The organism is Mycolicibacter sinensis, assembly GCF_001667945.1.
Taxonomy (GTDB): domain Bacteria; phylum Actinomycetota; class Actinomycetes; order Mycobacteriales; family Mycobacteriaceae; genus Mycobacterium; species Mycobacterium sinense_B.
Map to the genome: position 1 here is coordinate 28,174 of NZ_LZJK01000155.1, position 17,833 is coordinate 46,006.

The 17,833-nt window shown below is 69.4% G+C and carries 17 protein-coding genes; 6 read left to right on the plus strand and 11 right to left on the minus strand.

Features of this window, described 5'->3' with window-relative positions; all coding sequences use genetic code 11:
• Positions 1-42 precede the first annotated feature (42 nt).
• The 5 genes from A5694_RS20540 to A5694_RS20560 all read right to left on the minus strand — a co-directional run bounded on the left by A5694_RS20540 (position 43) and on the right by A5694_RS20560 (position 5,384).
• Positions 43-2,046 (minus strand): peptidoglycan D,D-transpeptidase FtsI family protein, encoded by a 2,004-nt coding sequence (locus A5694_RS20540; protein WP_064924151.1) that lies wholly within the window; start codon positions 2,044-2,046, stop codon positions 43-45.
• Positions 2,043-3,119: a hypothetical protein gene (locus A5694_RS20545; RefSeq protein WP_428844290.1), complete on the minus strand. Its 1,077-nt coding sequence runs from the start codon at positions 3,117-3,119 to the stop codon at positions 2,043-2,045. Before A5694_RS20545 ends, A5694_RS20540 begins: the two co-directional genes overlap by 4 nt.
• The gene (rsmH, locus tag A5694_RS20550) at positions 3,116-4,279 is read right to left on the minus strand and encodes a 16S rRNA (cytosine(1402)-N(4))-methyltransferase RsmH (protein ID WP_082952778.1); all 1,164 of its coding nucleotides are present in this window, start codon (positions 4,277-4,279) and stop codon (positions 3,116-3,118) included. The genes A5694_RS20545 and rsmH overlap by 4 nt, the downstream gene beginning before the upstream one ends.
• Positions 4,254-4,685, minus strand: a complete 432-nt coding sequence (gene mraZ / locus A5694_RS20555) for a division/cell wall cluster transcriptional repressor MraZ (protein WP_064924153.1) — start codon at positions 4,683-4,685, stop codon at positions 4,254-4,256. The genes rsmH and mraZ overlap by 26 nt, the downstream gene beginning before the upstream one ends.
• Before the next feature lie 297 nt (positions 4,686-4,982).
• Positions 4,983-5,384 (minus strand): DUF3040 domain-containing protein, encoded by a 402-nt coding sequence (locus tag A5694_RS20560; protein WP_064924154.1) that lies wholly within the window; start codon positions 5,382-5,384, stop codon positions 4,983-4,985.
• 219 nt (positions 5,385-5,603) lie between these two features.
• On the opposite strand from A5694_RS20560, the gene A5694_RS20565 reads away from it, so the two are divergent.
• Together A5694_RS20565 and A5694_RS20570 are read left to right on the plus strand one after the other, a co-directional pair.
• Positions 5,604-6,215 carry a GNAT family N-acetyltransferase gene (locus A5694_RS20565; RefSeq protein WP_064924155.1) on the plus strand — a complete coding sequence of 204 codons (612 nt, stop codon included), beginning with the start codon at positions 5,604-5,606 and terminating at the stop codon, positions 6,213-6,215.
• A complete protein-coding gene (locus tag A5694_RS20570) occupies positions 6,212-6,928 on the plus strand; it encodes an LppM family (lipo)protein (RefSeq protein WP_064924156.1) in 717 nt (238 codons plus the stop codon). Before A5694_RS20565 ends, A5694_RS20570 begins: the two co-directional genes overlap by 4 nt.
• On the opposite strand, the gene A5694_RS20575 is transcribed toward A5694_RS20570, so the two are convergent.
• Complete coding sequence (locus A5694_RS20575) at positions 6,904-7,809, minus strand: mycobacterial-type methylenetetrahydrofolate reductase (protein WP_064924157.1); 906 nt, start codon at positions 7,807-7,809, stop codon at positions 6,904-6,906. The genes A5694_RS20570 and A5694_RS20575 overlap by 25 nt on opposite strands.
• Before the next feature lie 269 nt (positions 7,810-8,078).
• Here A5694_RS20575 and idsA2 point away from each other — a divergent pair, with 269 nt between their 5' ends.
• Entirely contained in the window at positions 8,079-9,128 is a 1,050-nt protein-coding gene (gene idsA2, locus A5694_RS20580) for a bifunctional (2E,6E)-farnesyl/geranyl diphosphate synthase (RefSeq protein ID WP_064924158.1), read from the plus strand.
• A gap of 15 nt (positions 9,129-9,143) precedes the next feature.
• On the plus strand, positions 9,144-10,853 hold the full coding sequence (locus A5694_RS20585; protein ID WP_064924159.1) for an alpha-(1->6)-mannopyranosyltransferase A: 1,710 nt from the start codon (positions 9,144-9,146) through the stop codon (positions 10,851-10,853).
• A gap of 2 nt (positions 10,854-10,855) precedes the next feature.
• Here A5694_RS20585 and A5694_RS20590 read toward each other — a convergent pair whose 3' ends face one another.
• The gene (locus tag A5694_RS20590; RefSeq protein WP_064924160.1) at positions 10,856-11,260 is read right to left on the minus strand and encodes an Rv2175c family DNA-binding protein; all 405 of its coding nucleotides are present in this window, start codon (positions 11,258-11,260) and stop codon (positions 10,856-10,858) included.
• A 305-nt stretch (positions 11,261-11,565) separates the two neighbouring features.
• Between A5694_RS20590 and A5694_RS20595 the strand changes: the two genes are divergently transcribed.
• The gene (locus tag A5694_RS20595) at positions 11,566-12,720 is read left to right on the plus strand and encodes a protein kinase domain-containing protein (protein ID WP_064924184.1); all 1,155 of its coding nucleotides are present in this window, start codon (positions 11,566-11,568) and stop codon (positions 12,718-12,720) included.
• A gap of 24 nt (positions 12,721-12,744) precedes the next feature.
• Here A5694_RS20595 and A5694_RS20600 read toward each other — a convergent pair whose 3' ends face one another.
• From A5694_RS20600 to A5694_RS20610, 3 genes are read right to left on the minus strand one after another with little or no spacing between them, the layout of a single operon-like run.
• Positions 12,745-14,130, minus strand: a complete 1,386-nt coding sequence (locus A5694_RS20600) for a class II 3-deoxy-7-phosphoheptulonate synthase (protein WP_064924161.1) — start codon at positions 14,128-14,130, stop codon at positions 12,745-12,747.
• Between the two features lie 34 nt (positions 14,131-14,164).
• Positions 14,165-14,653 carry a polyadenylate-specific 3'-exoribonuclease AS gene (locus A5694_RS20605; protein ID WP_064924185.1) on the minus strand — a complete coding sequence of 163 codons (489 nt, stop codon included), beginning with the start codon at positions 14,651-14,653 and terminating at the stop codon, positions 14,165-14,167.
• Positions 14,650-15,633 carry a hypothetical protein gene (locus A5694_RS20610; protein ID WP_064924162.1) on the minus strand — a complete coding sequence of 328 codons (984 nt, stop codon included), beginning with the start codon at positions 15,631-15,633 and terminating at the stop codon, positions 14,650-14,652. The genes A5694_RS20605 and A5694_RS20610 overlap by 4 nt, the downstream gene beginning before the upstream one ends.
• An 83-nt stretch (positions 15,634-15,716) precedes the next feature.
• On the opposite strand from A5694_RS20610, the gene A5694_RS20615 reads away from it, so the two are divergent.
• The gene (locus A5694_RS20615; RefSeq protein WP_064924163.1) at positions 15,717-17,006 is read left to right on the plus strand and encodes a glycosyltransferase 87 family protein; all 1,290 of its coding nucleotides are present in this window, start codon (positions 15,717-15,719) and stop codon (positions 17,004-17,006) included.
• Here A5694_RS20615 and A5694_RS20620 read toward each other — a convergent pair.
• Positions 16,967-17,701, minus strand: a complete 735-nt coding sequence (locus tag A5694_RS20620; RefSeq protein WP_064924164.1) for a lysophospholipid acyltransferase family protein — start codon at positions 17,699-17,701, stop codon at positions 16,967-16,969. The two genes, A5694_RS20615 and A5694_RS20620, sit on opposite strands and share 40 nt — an antisense overlap.
• Between the last annotated feature and the right edge of the window lie 132 nt (positions 17,702-17,833).

Genomic DNA, 17,833 nt, shown 5'->3' on the forward strand with positions numbered 1-17,833 from the left:
CAGAACCGGACCTGAGACTACCCAGGCGGGCGGTGGCAGCTGCTACATCGCCTGCAGAACCAGTGGCGCTCCGGGGTCGGGCGACAACGGGACGTTGTGGCGCTGCAACAGCCAGGCGGCGATGTTGTGGAACAGCGGCGCGCCTGAGGTGCCCGGTGATCCGTCCGCGGCGCGGTGCGGGTTGTCCAACATCAAGCCGATCACGTAGCGCGGGTTGTCGGCGGGCGCTATCCCGGCGAACGTGATCCAGTAGACGTCGTCGTAGTAGCAGCCGCACGCGGGGTTGATCTGCTGGGCGGTTCCGGTCTTCCCGGAGATCTGGTAGCCGTCCACCGCGGCCTGCCATCCGGTGCCCTGTTGGATGCCGGTCGGGTCGCGCTGGGTCACCGAACGCAGCATGTTGCGCACGGTTGCCGCGGTCTGCTCGGAAACGACCCGCACGCCGTCAGGCCGGGGTTCCTCGGTGCGGCTGCCGTCGGGGGCGATGGTCGCCTTGATGATCCGTGGCGGGATCCGCAGCCCGTCATTGGCGATGGCCTGGTACATGCCGGCCATTTGCAGCAGCGTCATCGAAAGGCCTTGGCCGATCGGCAGGTTCGCGAACGAGCTGCCTGACCACTGATCGACCGGCGGGACCAGTCCCGCGCTCTCGCCGGGCAGTGCCACGCCGGTGCGCTGCCCCAGCCCGAACTTCTCCAGCATCTCGAACCAGCGCTCCGGACCCACCCGCTGGGCCAGCATCAGGGTGCCGACGTTGGAGGATTTACCGAAGATCCCGGTGGTGGTGTAGGGCGTGACGCCGTGCTCCCACGCGTCGCCGACCGTGACGTCGGCGATGTTGATCGATCCGGGGACCTGCAACACCTCATCGGGGGTGCTCAGCCCGTACTCGATGACCGATGCGGCGGTGATGATCTTGTTGACCGAGCCGGGCTCGAACGGCGACGACACCGCCGGATTGCCGAGCTGCCGGTCCTCCTGACGCCCGATGTCCTGGGACGGGTCGAAGGTGTTGTCGCCGGCCATCGCCAATACCTCGCCGCTCTTGGCATCGAGCACCACCGCGGTCACGGTGCGCGCCCCGGAGACGTTCTTGGCCTGCTGCACCTGCTGCTGGACGTAGAACTGGATGTCGTCGTCGATGGTGAGCTGGATCGTCGAGCCGTTGACGGCCCGGTGGCGGTTGCGGTAGCTGCCCGGGATCACCACGCCGTCGGAGCCGCGGTCGTAGGTGATCGAACCATCCGTGCCGGCCAACACGGCGTCCATCGAGTCCTCGAGGCCCAACAGGCCGTGGCCGTCCCAGTCGATGCCGCCAATGATGTTGGCCGCCAACGATCCGCCGGGATACTGCCGTAGGTCCTGGCGTTCACTGCCCACTTCCGGGCACTTGTCGGTGATCGCCTCGGCCAGCGCCGGCTCGACGGCGCGGGCGAGATAGACGAAGGTCTCGTTGCTGCGCATCTTCTTCAGCAGCGTCGCCGCATCCGGCTTGTTGCCGAGCCGCCCGGCGATCTCCTTGGCGATCTCCTGCAGCCGACGCTGCGGATCGGGAGCGGCAGGATTCTTCTTCTTGGCTTCTTCGAGTTGCTTGCCGACCTTGATCGGCTGGAAGGTCAAGGCCCGCGCTTCGATGGTGAATGCCAGCTTGTCGCCAGTGCGGTCGATGATGTCGCCGCGCATGGCTTGTTCGACGTCGGTGACCTTGAGCTGCCCGGCGGCTTCGGCGCGCAGCCCCGACGCCCGTGGAACCTGCAGATAGAACAGCTGCGCCGCAGCAAGTGCCAGCACCAGGAAGATGACGGCGTTGCCGGTGCGGTGCCGAAAGACGAACGACGCGCTGCGCAGACCCAGGTCGGTGGCGGGGCGGGTGCGACGCTCGCGGGCCGAATGTCCGGCCGGCTGAGCCACTTTGGGTGGCTTACCGCCCTTGGCCGGCGCGGCCTGCTTGGCGGAGGCGGTCGTCCGGCCGGATTTGCGGGCCTTGATCTTGACGGAGCCGTCGGCGCGGCGCGCCGGTCCGGTCCCCCGCGCCGGCCGTCTCATCGCGCGGCTCCGGGGACCGCCGGGGGCAGCAGCACCTCCGGCGGCAGCACGGGCTGCGGCGGCACTGCGGGCTGCGGCGGCGCGGCCTCGGCGGGTGGCACGGTCGCCGGTGGCAGCACGGCGCCCGGTGGCAGCGCGGGCTGCGGCGGCAGCGCGACGGGCGGGATGTCGAACACCGGCCCCGGAGGCGGCCCAGACAGCGGCGCGCCGGGCAGGCCGGGCATCCCCGGCAGGCCCGGAATGATCAGGGGCATACCGGGTGCAGCAGGGGCGGGCACCGCCGGGGCGGGCAGATGCCGGTTGTCCAGCTTCGGCGCCGCGGGCGGCACCCGGACCGGAACCTCGGCCGGCGGCGTCACGGGCGCATCGTCGGGCAGTTTGGTGTTCAGCGGGGGCGGCGGCACACCTTCGGCCGGCTTGGGGACCCCGACCACCACCCAGTTGCCGGCGGGGTCCTGAACCAGGTGCGCGGTGTCGCGGGTCGGGATCATGCCCAGCTCGCGAGCCGCCTCGGCCAGTGCCGGTGCGGACTCGGCGGTCAGCACGTCACGCTCGAGCGCCTCCTTCTGCTGCATCAGCACCCGGTTGCGTTCCCGGATGTTGCCCAGCTGATAGGAGCGCTCGGCGGCATCCGTCGACAGCCACAGCGTGATGCCCAACCCGATGCCGAGCGAGCCGATGATCAACACCACGAACGGAACCTTGGCTGCCAGCGTGCGCGGGCGCAGGTCGATCGAGGCCAGCCGGGTAATCAGGCGTTCCCGCAGGGGGACGCGCACGACCTTGGGCGCCTTGGCCTTTCGTGCCTTGGCCCGCGCCTTGGCCTGCTTGGTGTTCTTCGGTGGTACCGGCCTTGCGTCGGGGCGCGGCTCCGGCCGAGTCGATGCCGCGTTCTGCGGCCCCGAGCGCGGCCGCGATTCACGCCCCGGTGCAGACGCGGTCGCGTGCTGCCGACGCGTACGCCGCGACGGCGGTGCCTCGTTTGAGCGGCGCGGCCCGGTTCGGGTTGCGCCGTCGGGGTTGCGGCGGCGGTCGCCGTGCCGTACCGCAGGTTTGCGCTTGGTCGCCATCAGTTCCCCCTCGATGCCGCGATCGGCCCGTCCGCAACCCGCTGCACGGCGCGCAACCGGACCGATCCGGCGCGCGGGTTGCGCTCGACCTCGTCCGGTTGGGCGCGTTCGGCGCCGCGCGTCAAGGCGGTGAAACGCGGCTTGTCGCCGGGCAACTCGACCGGCAGGTCGACCGGGGTCCGCGACGTGGTCACCGCGGCGAACAGCTGCTTGACGATGCGGTCCTCCAGCGACTGGTAGGACATCACCGCGATGCGCCCGCCCACCGCCAGGGCGTCCAGCGCCGCCGGAAGGGCATCGCGCAGCGAGTCCAGCTCGCCGTTGACCGCGATGCGCAGCGCCTGAAACGTTCGCTTGGCCGGATGCCCCCCGGTACGCCGGGCCGGCGCCGGGATCGCCTCGTAGAGCAGGGCGGTCAGCTCCCCCGTCGATGTGAACGGGGTCTGCGACCGGCGGCGGACGATGTGCGCGGCGATCCGGGATGCGAAGCGTTCTTCCCCGAAGCGGCGCAGGATGTCGGTTAGTGCTGCCGCGTCGTAGGTGTTGACGATGTCCGCAGCCGTCAGCTCGGCGTCCGGGTCCATCCGCATGTCCAAGGGGGCGTCCTGGGCGTAGGAGAAGCCGCGCTCGGCCCGGTCCAGCTGCATCGACGAAACGCCGAGATCGAACAGCACCGCGTCGACGGATGCTGTTGCGGCCAAGCCTACTTCGGTCAGTGCGGCGCTGATCCCGTCGTAGCGGGTGCGCACCATGCTCAGGCGATCGGAGAAGCGGGCCAACCGGGCGCCGGCGATGTCGAGCGCGGTGGTGTCCCGGTCCAGTCCGATGACCCGTAGACCGGGGAACTCACTCAGAAAGCGTTCGGTGTGCCCGCCGGCCCCCAGCGTCGCATCGACGAGGGTGGCGCCCCCACCGTCGGGGGACTGCCGGGTCAGGGCCGGGGCCAGCAGTTCCACGCAGCGTTCCAGCAGTACCGGCACATGCCCGAAGGCGCCCTGGTCGGCCACTGCAACACCTCCCCGTCGCGTCTGCTCGCAAGCCCCTGCCTCGAGGTCCCTGCCCGACAGCGCGAACCTGACGTTGGGGAAGTACGTCAGGGTCGGTTCGGACAGAGGCCACGAGGCACGGGCGTGCGCCTCAGATGATGTCGCTGAGTGCTTCATCGCTGGCCGCGGAGAAGTTCTCTTCATGGGTCTGCTGGTAGTCGCTCCAGGCCTGCGCGTCCCAGATCTCGAGGTAGTCGACCGAGCCGATGACCACGCAGTCCTTGGACAGGTTGGCGTAGCGCCGGTGGTCCGGTGACAAGGTGATTCGGCCCTGACCGTCGGGATGCTGCTCATCGGTGGCGGCGGCCAGGTTGCGCAGAAACGCCCGCGCCTCCGGGTTTCTGCGCGAGGCCTTGGCCGCACGGCGGGCCAGCTGCTCGAACTCCGCCCGCGGATACACGGCCAGGCTGTGGTCTTGGCTCTTGGTGACCATCAACCCTCCTGCCAGCGCGTCGCGAAACTTCGCGGGCAGTGTGAGCCGCCCCTTGTCGTCGAGCTTGGGCGTATAGGTGCCGAGAAACATCGGCTACCTCCCGCTCACGTCGTCAACGTATGCCCACAATACCCCACAATCCCCCACTCCGCACCATCTAAAGCCTCATCTTCGCCTCCTTTCCCCACCCGGCTAGCGATTTTCCGGCACGGCGGCAGCAGCAGCGCTCGGCCGTGCCGATAAACGTGCTGGTCAGCCGTGAAAAATCGAAGTGGGGCGAAGTGGGGCCGATCGCCGACCGGGTGGCACCGGTATCAGAGGCCGGGACGACGCGGCCACGAAAAAAGGGCAGCCAATCGGCTGCCCTGTTCCGTCAGACGTTGCGTGTTACGGCTCGAAGCGGCGGCGGAAGCGGTCCTCCATGCGGCTGGCGAAGGTGCCGCTGCTGCCCTTGACCCGACGCTGCTGGCTTCCGCCCGCCTTGGCCGCGCCATCGCGGCCGGCCGTGGCGTGGTTGCCGGTGATCGCGAAGACCACCCCACCGAACATGACCACGAAGCCCAGCACGCTCAGGATCAGGAAACCGGGGTTGACGGTCGCGTAGAACGGGATCCCCGAGACCAGCATCACCAGCCCGACCAAGAACAGTGCCATGCCCTGTAGCCGCCGCCGGGTGGTCGGGGTACGCAGAGCACCACCGCGAACGCTGGAGGCGAACTTCGGGTCCTCGGCGTAGAGGGCGCTCTCGATCTCATCGAGCATGCGCTGTTCATGATCGGAGAGTGGCATTCGTCCCTCCTTGCCGACGGCCGCTCACATCACTGCCCACGGCTGGCTACGGACTGTGCGGGCAACTAATACTGATAATACGAGGTCGACCTGCGGTGTACCACAGGCTTCCTCAGCTGATTGTAGCCGCGGTCCGGCGAGGCCGAACCACAACCGCCGACGTCCTCCGGATAATGGATCCGGCGCGCCGCACTACCGACCGGGAGAGGAACCTGCACGTTGGCGACATTGCTCATCGACCTGTCGCCGCACGATATGGCGGATCGCCTCGGCGAGGCGCTGCGGGTGTACGTCACCGCGATGGGCTACCCGCCGGGCACCGAGAACCAACGTGCCGCGATGTGGCTGGATCACACCCGCCGCCGCGGCTGGCAGGGCGTGGCCGCCCTGAACGGCGAAGACGGTGGTTCCAGCGCTGAGCTACTGGGCATCGCCTACGGCTACTGCGGAGCACCCGACCAGTGGTGGCAGCAGCAGGTGGTGCTGGGCCTGCAGCGCCGCGGGCTGCCGCGCCACGCCATCTCGCGCCTGATGACCAGCTACTTCGAGCTGACCGAGTTGCACGTGATGCCGCACTCGCAGGGCAGCGGCCTGGGCGAGGCGCTGGCGCGGCGGCTGCTCGCCAGGCGCGCCGAGGCCAATGTGCTGCTGTCCACCCCGGAGATCAGCGGCGAAGGCAACCGCGCCTGGCGGTTGTACCGGCGGCTGGGATTCACCGACGTCATCCGTGGTCACCACTTCGCCGGCGACCCCCGGCCGTTCGCCATCCTGGGTCGGCCCCTGCCGTTGGAGCAGTCGTCAGCGCAGCACCCGGCCGGTCTGGCACGATGACCTCCGTGCATGTTCGGCGTTCGCCCCGGTCCACCGCATACCGCCGACTGCTGGCCCTGGTCGGGCTGTTGCTGATCACCGCGCCGCTCACGGTGGGGTGCGTGCGCATCAAGGCGACCATCACCGTCTCTCCCGACGACCTGGTCTCCGGGCAGATCATCGCGGCGGCCAAGCCCCGCAACGACAACGACACCGGCCCCAAGCTCAACGCCGACCTGCCGTTCGCCCAGAAGATCGCGATCTCCGGCTATAACCGGGACGGCTACCTCGGCTCGCAGGCGGTGTTCTCCGACCTGACCTTCGCCGAACTGCCCCAGCTGGCCGAGATGAATCGCGACGCGGCCGGGGTGAATCTGGCGCTGCGCCGCGCCGGCAATCTGGTGATCCTGGAGGGCCGGGTGGATCTCACCTCGCTCAGCGACCCGGAGGCCGACGTCGAATTGAGCGTGGCGTTCCCCGGCGAGGTGACCTCCACCAACGGCGAACGCGTCGGCCTGGACACGGTGCAGTGGCGGCTCAAGCCGGGCGTGGTGAGCACCATGACCGCGCAGGCGCGCTACACCGATCCCAGCACCCGATCGTTCGCGCGCGCCGCCATGTGGCTGGTGTTGTCGACGTTCGGTGTGGCCGCCGCGGTGGCGCTGATCGCCTGGCAGGGCCGGGACCGCTCACCGCGATTCGCGTCGACTCAGGACGCCGCCGGCGACCAGTAGTCGAGCATCTGCGCGAACGTCGTGAACGCGGCCGCGGAGACCCCGTACGTCGCCTCCAGGTGAATGCTCAGCGGAAAGCCGAGGTCGGCGACCCCGTCGACCACCCGCTTGTACAGGTCGAGCATCAGCTTGCGCCGCTGCTCGGGTTCGCTGCCCGACAGGGTCTTGACGAACGCCTGCTCGGCCGCCACCGCCGCGTTGCCGGGGTCCTGGATCAGCCAGTTGATCAACCCGACCCGGTTCTCGACCGTCGGCACGAAACCGAAGGACAGCAAGATCTCCGGGCGGGCGTCGCTGTGCCGGGCGAACTCGGTCAAAAACGGCACGATCGCATCGGAGTACAGCAGTTGGGTCAGCCCGAACGTCGCACCGCGGTCGCACTTGAAGCTGAACCGGCTGATCTCGTCGGCGCGGGTCGGGATCAGGATGACGCCGCGGTTGGGCACCTCATCGCGGAATGTCGCCAGCGCGTCGGTGGGCGCCACCCCGGAGCCCTCCCCGTCGGCCATGGTGCGGGGCACGCCGACGAAGACGACACCTTCGATGCCGGCCGAGGTCAGATCGTCGAGCCGACGGCGCAGCGCCGGTTCGTCGGAGAACGCGGTGACCTGAGTGCACAGCCCGGCCATGCCCGGCAGCTCCGGCTTGATCGCGGTCCAGAAGTCCAGCACGTCGAGCTTGGGCTTCATCTCGACCGGGCGGTCGTCCTCCTCGGCGATCATGCCGGGCATCAGGATGTGCCGGATCCGGCCTTCAAGACCGGATTCGGCCGCGAACCGCAGCACCTTGCCGGCCTCCTCGCAGGCCTTGTCCCGGGGCTGCTGGTCGCCGGAGTCCAGGTTCGGTGGGACAAGCTCGAGTGCGACGGTGTTCAAGGTCACGAGGTTGCTCCTCATCGAAGGCGGTCAACGGGCCGCGGCGGCATCGCCGGCCCTCCGCGGAGAAGGCACGAGCGGCACGGCGGCCGACACGGCCGCAAGATGCTTGAGCCTATCGGCCTCACGTCAGCGCCGCCTGGCTGAGTCCCCCCGGGCGTGATGGCACACTCTACGCTGGATGCACGCCGGGAGTCCCGGTCCGGGCCGAGTGAGAAAGGGGCGCCGCGCTGAGCTTCAAGGCCACAGCAGCAACCGCACCGTCGGCCGTCGAATTGGCCGGCGCGGTAACCGAGCAGTTGCGCTCCTACCTGCGCACCCGCCGTACCGACACCGCCTACATGGGCGATGACTACCAGGCCCTGATCACCGGCCTGGAAGAGTTCGTGCTCAGCGGCGGCAAGCGGCTGCGTCCGGCGTTCGCCTACTGGGGCTGGCGCGCCATCACCGGCCGCGACGCCGTCGCCGACGAGCTGCTGCTGTTCTCGGCGCTGGAACTGCTGCACGCGTGCGCGCTGGTGCACGACGACGTGATCGACGCGTCGGCGACCCGCCGCGGCAGCCCGACCACCCACCATAAGTTCGCGGAGCTGCACCGCCGTCGCGGATGGCGGGGCGTCCCCGAACAATTCGGGATTTCGGCCGCCATCCTGCTCGGTGACCTGGCGCTGGTCTGGGCCGACGATATCGTCGCCGGTACCGACCTGCCCGCCGGTGCGCAGCGCCGGGTGCGGCGGGTCTGGTCAGACATCCGCACCGAGGTGCTCGGCGGGCAGTACCTCGACATCGTGTCCGAGGCCAGCGGTGTCGAGTCGATCGCGTCGGCGATGGCGGTCAACACCTACAAGACCGCCTCCTACACGGTGGTGCGGCCGCTGCAACTGGGCCTCGCGGCCGCGGCCGACCGGCCCGACATCCACGCCCTGTTCCACGAACTGGGCACCGACCTCGGGGTGGCGTTCCAGCTGCGCGACGACGTGCTGGGTGTGTTCGGGGATCCGGCGGTGACCGGCAAACCGTCCGGCGACGACCTGCGTTCGGGCAAACGCACCGTGCTGGTGGCCGAGGCGGTGGAACTGGCCGACAAATCGGATCCGTTGGCGGCCAGGCGGTTACGCACGTCGCTGGGCACCGCGTTGACCGACGCGCAGGTCCGCGAGCTGTGCGAGGTGATCGAGGCGGTGGGCGCGCTGGCCGCCGTCGAGGACCGCATCGATGTGCTGACCCGTCGCGCCATGGCTGCCCTGGCGGCCGCGCCGATCGACGAGGTTGCCAAAGCCGGACTGACCGACCTGGCCCGCCTGGTCGCCGACCGGTCCGCCTGAGGACCCGGAGCGCCGATGCCCACGCCCACCACCCCACCGGCCCCAACCGTGTCCACCGCTCCCGCCGGAGCCGGCTCGCGGCTGCGCCGCTTCGCCACCAGCGAGCAGGCCGGCGCGGCGTGGCGCGGCTGTCTGGGTGCCCTGCTGATCACCTTGGGCGGCCTGGGGGCCGGTAGCACCCGGATCCAGGACCCGGTGCTGGAATCGGTGCACCTGTCCTGGCTGCGCTTCGGCCACGGCCTGGTGCTGTCGTCGGTGCTGCTGTGGACCGGGGTGGCGGTGATGCTGCTGGCGTGGTTCGGTCTGGGCCGACGGGTGATCAACGGCACCGTAACCACATACACCTTGATCGCCACCACCGGTTTCTGGCTGGCGCCGTTGCTGTTGTCGGTTCCGGTGTTCAGCCGCGACACCTACTCCTACCTCGCCCAGGGCGCGCTGCTGCGCGACGGTTTCGACCCCTATGTGGTCGGCCCGGTGGAGAACCCCAACCCGCTGCTCGATGACGTCAGCCCGATCTGGTCGGCAACGACGGCGCCCTACGGTCCGGCGTTCATCCTGATCGCGAAGCTGGTGACCATCTTGGTGGGCGACAACGTGGTGGTCGGCACCATGGTGTTGCGGTTGTGCATGCTGCCCGGGCTGGCGCTGTTGATCTGGGCCGCGCCGCGGGTGGCCTGCCGGGTCGGGGGTACCGCCCCGGCGGCGCTGTACCTGGCGGTGCTCAACCCGCTGGTGATCATCCACCTGATGGGTGGCGTGCACAACGAGATGCTGATGGTGGGTCTGATGATCGCCGGGATCGCCTTGACCCTCGACGGCCGCCACCTGGCTGGGATCACCCTGGTGGCGCTGGCCGCAGCGGTCAAGGCCACCGCCGTCATCGCCTTGCCGTTTCTGGTCTGGGTCTGGATGCGCCGGCTGCGGCACGAACACCGCGGTTCAGCAAGGCTCGACGAAGGAGAGCCGAAGCTGGAACCGCGACACGAACACCGCGGTTCAGCGAGGCTCGACGAAGGAGAGCCGAAGCTGGAATCGCGACACGAACACCGCGGTTCAGCGAGGCTCGACGAAGGAGAGCCGAAGCTGGAACCGCGACACGAACACCGCCGCTACCCCGCGGCGACGGCGTTCCTCATCGCGGCAGGCATCGCCGCCCTGATCGTGGTGGGGGTCTTCGCGGTGCTGTCCAGCTTGGCCGGTGTGGGTCTGGGCTGGCTGACCGCTCTGCTGGCCGGCAACGTCAAGATCATCAACTGGCTCACCGTCCCGACCGCGGCCGCCAACCTGATCCACGCCGTCGGCGGACTGTTCGCCCCGGTGAACTTCTACGCGGTGCTGCACATCACCCGGATCACCGGCATCGTGGTGATCGCGGTGGTGCTGCCGGCGCTGTGGTGGCGGTCCCGTCGCGACGATCGCACGGCGGTGGCCGGGATTGCCTGGGCCATGCTCATCGTGGTGCTATTCGTGCCGGCCGCATTGCCCTGGTACTACACCTGGCCGTTGGCGGTGGCGGCCACCCTGGTGCGCTCCCCCACGGCGATCGCCGCGATCGCCGCGGCCTCGACCTGGATCATGGTCATCTTCAAACCGGACGGCTCACACGGCATGTACTCGTGGCTGCACGTGATCGGCGCCTCGGGCTGCGCGCTGTTCGCCTGGTACCGGCTGTCGAAGGCCGACGAGGCACCGCGCGGCCAGGCGGGACAGCGAGCCGGCTGAGGTCAATACGCCATGGCCTGCGCCCGGCGCATCACCTCACGCGCCTGGTGGGCGTGCAGCGCGTCGATCGGGCGGGCGTTTGGCACCGACTCCTTGACGCCGTCGCGGGTCAACGACAGCGACGAGTCCGGGGTGAACAACCAGCGCACGATGTCGGTCTGCTGGTAGCCCCCGTCGTGCAGCACCGCCAGCAGCCCCGGCAGGCTCTTGACGACGTCCCCCTCGGAGGTGAAGAACACCTGCGGGACCAGCAGCACACCGTCGCGCCGCACCGCGACCAGATGGTTGTCGCGCAGATACTGATGCACCTTGGTGACCGGCACCCCGAGCATTTCGGCGACCCGGGGCAGGTCGAAGGTCGGTTCGTCGGGCTCTAGGACGTCGTCGGCGGCCGGGATACTGCTCACGCCACGAAGTCTAAAGCGTGCCGAACAACTCGGTTGAGTGTTGGAGACCGCCCTTCGCGGGCGTCCGTCGGTTCAGGCCGCGGCTGCGCTGTGAATGTCGGCTCCCGCATCATCCGGGGTGGTTTTCACCACCTCGCAGCTGTTGGTCAGCGCCGTCTCGTCGGCGGGCTTTGGCGGCCCGGCCTCCCGGTCCGGGGACCGCTGACGGTCATCGCGGCGCGCCCGGGCGAATGCGGATGCACAACCGCTCGTTCGACACGCCTTGGAACCGCCGCAGCGGGCGCCCACCCACATACCATGACCAGGTGACTTCCACGTGGGGGCCGGACGCACTCGAAGGCGCCCTGTTGGACGGGCGGTACCGGGTCGGGACCCGCATCGCCACCGGTGGCACCTCCACGGTGTACCGGGGTCTCGATGAGCGCCTGGACCGCCCGGTCGCGTGCAAGGTGATGGACCTGCGCTACGCCGGCGATCAGCAGTTTTTGACCCGGTTCCAGCTCGAGGCGCGGGCGGTCGCCCGCCTGAAGGACCCGGGGCTGGTGGCGGTCTACGACCAGGGGTTCGGCACACCGCTCGATCCCGGACAGCCGTTTCTGGTGATGGAGCTCGTCGAGGGCGGGACCCTGCGGGAACTGCTCAACGAGCGCGGCCCGATGCCCCCCCACGCCGTGGTCGCGGTGCTCCGCCCGGTACTGGGGGCGCTGGGCATCGCGCACCGCGCCGGCCTGGTGCACCGCGACGTCAAACCGGAGAACATCTTGATCTCCGACGACAGCGAGGTGAAGGTGGTCGACTTCGGGCTGGTGCGGGCCATCGCCGCGGCCGGAATCACCTCGACCAACGTGATCCTGGGCACCGCGGCCTACCTGTCACCCGAACAGGTCCGTGACGGAAACGCCGGGCCGGCCAGCGACGTGTACGGGGTCGGCGTGCTCACCTACGAGCTGCTGACCGGCCGCACCCCGTTCTCCGGCGACTCGGCGTTGACGGTGGCCTACCAGCGGCTGGACCGCGACGTCCCACCGCCCAGCTCCGCCATCGACGGTGTGCCAAGGGAATTCGATGACCTGGTGGCCCGGGCCACCGCGCTGGACCCGGCCGACCGCTACGCCGACGGCTTCGAGATGGCCCGCGACGTGGCGGCGATCGCCGAACGGTTGGAGCTGCCGGCGTTTCGGGTGCCGGCCCCACGCAACTCCGCTCAGCACGTCGCGGCGTCGCCCCAGCGCGCGACGCTGCACATGGCCCGCGAACCGCAGCACCCGGCGGCCGACACCGATACGCAATATCAGTTGGTGACAGGGCAATTCGCCGGAATCGAGTTGAGCCGGTTCGTGCTGGAGCGCCAGCATGCGCGCCGGATGGTGCTGATCTGGCTGGCGGTGGTGTTCGCGCTCACCGGATTGGTGGCCGCGGTCGGGTGGACGCTGGGCAACAACGTTGGCGCGCTGCTGTAGCCCCTCGCCGCGCGCGCAGAAACGTCAGCCGCGCAGCATCTCGGCGACCAGGAACGACAACTCCAGGCTCTGCTGGGTGTTGAGTCGCGGGTCGCACGCCGTCTCGTAGCGACCGCCCAGGTCCGCGTCCGAAATGTCCTGGGCCCCACCGAGACACTCGGTGACGTCCTCCCCGGTGAACTCCAGGTGGATCCCGCCGGGATGCGTGCCCAGCGCATGATGCACCTCGAAGAACCCCTGCACCTCGTCGACGATCCGGTCGAAGTGCCGGGTCTTGTGGCCGGTGGAGGCCTCGTGGGTGTTGCCGTGCATCGGGTCGCACTGCCAGATCACCTGGTGGCCGGTGGCCTGCACCTTCTCGATGATGCCGGGCAGCAGGTCGCGCACCTTGTTATTACCCATCCGGCTGACCAGCGTTAGCCGGCCGGGCACATTGTTCGGGTCGAGCCGCTCGACGTATTCGACCGCCAGCTCCGGCGAGGTCGTCGGCCCGAGCTTGATGCCGATCGGGTTGGCGATCAGCTCGGCCAAGCCGACGTGAGCGCCGTCGAGCTGCCGGGTCCGCTCCCCGATCCAGACGAAGTGCGCCGACAGGTCGTAGAGCCGTGGTTCGCCCTCGATGTCGGCCATCCGCAGCATGGCGCGCTCGTAGTCGAGCACCAGCGCCTCGTGGCTGGCGTAGATCTCGGCGGTCTGCAGTTCCCGGTCGGCCACGCCGCAGGCGTTCATGAACTTCAGGCCGCGGTCGATCTCCCCGGCCAGCGCCTCGTAGCGGGCGCCCGCCGGCGAGGTGCGCACGAACTCCCGGTTCCAGTCGTGCACCAGTTCCAGCGACGCCAGACCCGACGACGTCAGCGCGCGCACCAGGTTCATCGCCGCGCTGGCGTTGGCGTAGGCCCGCACCAGCCGGGACGGGTCGTGCTCGCGCACCGCGGCATCCGGAGCCAGCCCGTTGACCATGTCACCGCGGTAGGACTTCAAGCCGAGGGCATCGATGTCGGCCGAGCGGGGCTTGGCGTACTGGCCGGCGATGCGGGCGACCTTGACCACCGGCATGGACGCGCCGTAGGTCAGCACCACCGCCATCTGCAGCAGGGTGCGGATGTTGCCCTTGATGTGCGGCTCGGTGTTGTCGGTGAAGGTCTCGGCGCAGTCGCCGCCTTGCAGCAGGAAGGCCTCCCCGCGGGCGACCTGGGCCAGCAGCTCCTTCAGCCGCACGATCTCGGAGGCCACCGTGATCGGCGGGACGCTCTCCAGCACCGTTCGCATCGCCTTGGCCTGGTCAGCGGGCCAGCTCGGCTGCTGAACGGCCGGCCGGGCCAGCGCGGCGTCGAGACGCTCACGCAGGTCCGTGGGCAGCGGCGGCAGCGCCGGCAGCTGGTCGATCGGTACGTCAACGGTCCAGTTCACCCGACCATGGTAGCCGGGCGCCGACCTGCCCTGATCAGGCCAGTTCGTCTGCGGTGATCACCTGGAAGCGACGCAACTGGTCACGGGCATCCACCAGCGCGTCGTGGCTGCCCGCCGACCGCGGGGGCAGGCGGGGCCGGCCCCGGTCCTCCCACAGTTGACGCAGCTCATGGGTGAACCGCGGGATCGGCGCCGGAAGGTCGGGCATGGTGCCCCACAGCTGGCAGAGCACCACGTGGTCATAGGCGGCCACCCAGGCCCACAATTCGATCGGCTCGCCGCGTTCGACCCCCAGGAATTCCTCGAGGTCGGCGCGGATCCGGCTGCGCGAACGCCAGGCCTGGGACGCCGGGGAGGGCAGCTTGGGCAGCACGTGGGTGCGGACCCATTGCCCGGCCCGGGCGGGATCGAACTCGGTGGACACCGCGTAGTACTCGCGACCGTCCTCGGCGACTACGCCGATTGAGATCAGCTCGATGGTGCGGCCGTCCTCGATGAACTCGGTGTCGTAGAAGTACCTCACCGCCACGGACCGCCGGGTCTCGGCAGCGGGGGAACCGAGAATGGCCTGGTGGGCGCCGAGGCGTCCGCGACCGCACGGTTGGGCACCGGACGTTGGGGGGCTGGCCCGGTAGGCACTCTGGGCCGTCCGATCCAGATCGGCTCGGTCGGCGCCGAGGCGGCCCGCACCTCGCGGTCCAGTTCGGCGTCGACGACCCGCTCGTCGGGCAGCTGGGGCCGGCCCGCGATGGCGTCTTGGAGCCAGAGCTTGGCCTGCACCACCGGGCGTCGCAGCCGCCGTTCCCGCTCCAGCGCGCGCCGCATCCGCTCCCGGCTGCCCAGGTAGCGCCAGCGGGCCCACGGCGCATGCGGCCGGGACAGCCGGATTGCACCGATCACCAGCAGCGGGAAGAAGAACATCCCGATCAGCCCGGTCCAGACCTTGCCCTTCAACAGCACCACCACACCCAGCGGCAGCGCCATCACCAACCCGGCGAACACCCCGGTGCGGATCAGCAGCGAGGACGTGTCATGCCACGCCGACAGCAGAAACGTCAAGGGGTGAAAGCCCAGCACCAGCAGGCCGGTCACCGCGGCAGCGGCGAATACCGCGTCCACCGAGGCGCGCCCGTCCTCCTCCCAGTACACGTCGGATAGGTGCAGGATCAGCGCGTACTCGTCGAGCACCAGCGCCGCGCCGATCCCGAAGGCGATCGCCGACAGGCTGAACGCCGGTTCGTGCCCGTGCGGTCCCGCCGCCACCAATGTCACCCCGGCGACCATCACCAACACCACCCCGAACACCACGTGGTGGATGTGCTTGGAACCGATGTGCACGTTGCGCGGCTGCCACCACCGCGGCGCGTCGACGCGCCCAGCGGTGCTGCGGATGTAGCGGACCACCGAGCGGGTCACCAGAAACGTCACCAGGAACGCGAGCAGGCAGCACAGCAGCGGCAGCCTGCCCCGATCGACGATGTCGTGGCGGAACCATTCGAGCACCTAATGAAACGTACGCCGTCGTGGCACACCGCGCCCGGACCACCGTCGGTATGGCGTGGGTACCCGATAGGCTGTGCTGCGACATGAGTACATCGCGGCCGCCCGACCCGGGCCGTCGGCACGGGGGCGCCGCCGTTTGGTGGATCTTCGCCCTGCTGGCGATCGGAGCCCTGGGCTACACGACGTGGCGGGCGCTGGGCAGCACGCCCTATCACATCGACGTCGACGTCTACCGGATGGCCGCACAAGCCTGGCGCGACGGGCAGCCGCTCTACGGCGACGACTGGTTTGCCACCCAGATCGACGGCACGGTGCTGCCGTTCACCTATCCCCCGATCGCCGCCGTGTTGTTCGCCCCGCTCACCTGGGTGTCGCTGGGTGCGGGCACCGCCGCGCTGACGCTGCTGTCGACCCTGCTGCTGGTGGTGTCCATCACCATCGTGCTCAGCGGCCTGGGCGTCGGCGTCGGTCGCGGGAGCGGTCCCCTGTGGTGGCGCCGGGGCGTGGTGGCCGCGGCGATCGTCGCGGCGGCCATCTGGCTCGACGCCGAACCGATCTGGGCCAACTTCGACTTCGGCCAGGTCAACGCGGTGCTGATGACGCTGGTGCTGGCCGACTGTGTGCCGCGGCGCACCGCCTGGCCGCGCGGCGCGCTGCTCGGGGTGGCGGTGGCGCTGAAGCTGACCCCGGCAGTGTTCCTGCTGTATTTCCTGCTGCGCCGCGACGGCCGTGCCGCGGTGACCACGGTGGCGTCGTTTCTGGCGGCGACCCTGGTGGGTTTCGCGCTGGCCTGGAGCGACTCCTGGCAGTACTGGACGCACACGGTCCGCAACACCGACCGGATCGGCGGGGCGACGCTGAACACCAACCAGAACCTGGCCGGCGCGCTGGCCCGGCTGCCGCTGGGCGAACATCAGCGCTCTGCGCTGTGGCTGGTGGGTTGCCTGCTGGTCCTGGCGCTGACCGTGTGGGCGGCCCGCCGGGTGCTGAACTGGGGCGCTGCCGGGGCGCCGACGTGCGCGCTGGTCTGCGTGGCGCTGTTCGGGCTGGTGGTGTCCCCGGTGTCGTGGTCACACCACTGGGTGTGGATGCTGCCGACGGTGGTGGTCACCGGGGTGCTGGCCTACCGGCACCGGGCGATCGCGCTGGGCGTGCTCAGCGCACTGGGGGTGGCGCTGATGCTGCGCAGTCCGATCGAGTTGTTGCCCGAGCATCATGAGGCCGGCGCGGCGTGGTGGCGTCAATTGGCCGGGACATCGTATGTGTGGTGGGCGCTGGCGGTGATCGTCACCGCCGGTGCGTCGCTGGGTCGTGGCCGCCCGGCGGCCCCGGATCAGCCGGCGGCGGTTTCCGGAAACCGGGCGACCGGCTGAGCCGTTGCCCCATCTTGTTGCGGGGCACCGTTTTTCAGACTGGCCGCGTAGATGTCGACGTACTCCTGACCGGACAGGCCCATCAGTTCGTAGATCACCTCGTCGGTCACGGCCCGCTCGATGAAGCGGTTGTCGGCCATCCCGTCGAAGCGGGAGAAGTCCATCGGCTTGCCGAAACGGACCGTGACCCGGCCGAACCGGAGCATCTTGGTGCCCGGCGGGTTGACCACGTTGGTTCCGATCATGGCGACCGGAATCACCGGGACGCCGGTGTGCAGCGCGAGCCGGGCCAGGCCGGTCTTGCCTTTGTACAACCTGCCGTCGGGGGAACGGGTGCCCTCGGGGTAGATGCCCAGCAGCTTGCCCTCGTTGAGGATCCGTTCGGCGGTGGTCAGCGCCGCCTGCGCGGCGTCGGCGTTGGTGCGGTCGATGGGCACCTGCCCGACCGCGGTGTAGAACCAGCGGGTGAACCAGCCCTTGATCCCGGTGCCGGTGAAATATTCGGACTTGGCCAGGAAGGTGATCCGGCGGCGCACCACCAGCGGCAGGTAGAAGCTGTCCATGACGGCCAGGTGATTACTGGCCAGGATCACCGCACCCTCATCGGGGATGTTCTCCAATCCCTCGACTTTGGGACGGCCGATCAAGGCCAGCAAGGGGCCTAGTAGTACGTACTTGAACAGCCAATACCACATGGCCCCTCCCTTCCAACCACGAACATCGGCCGTGTTCGCGCCAACTTTACCGACCATGCGTGGCTACGGCCACACGGTGATTCGTCACACGGACGATTCCCCGGAATTCCTTAGGTTGCTTGGTTTTCAGGG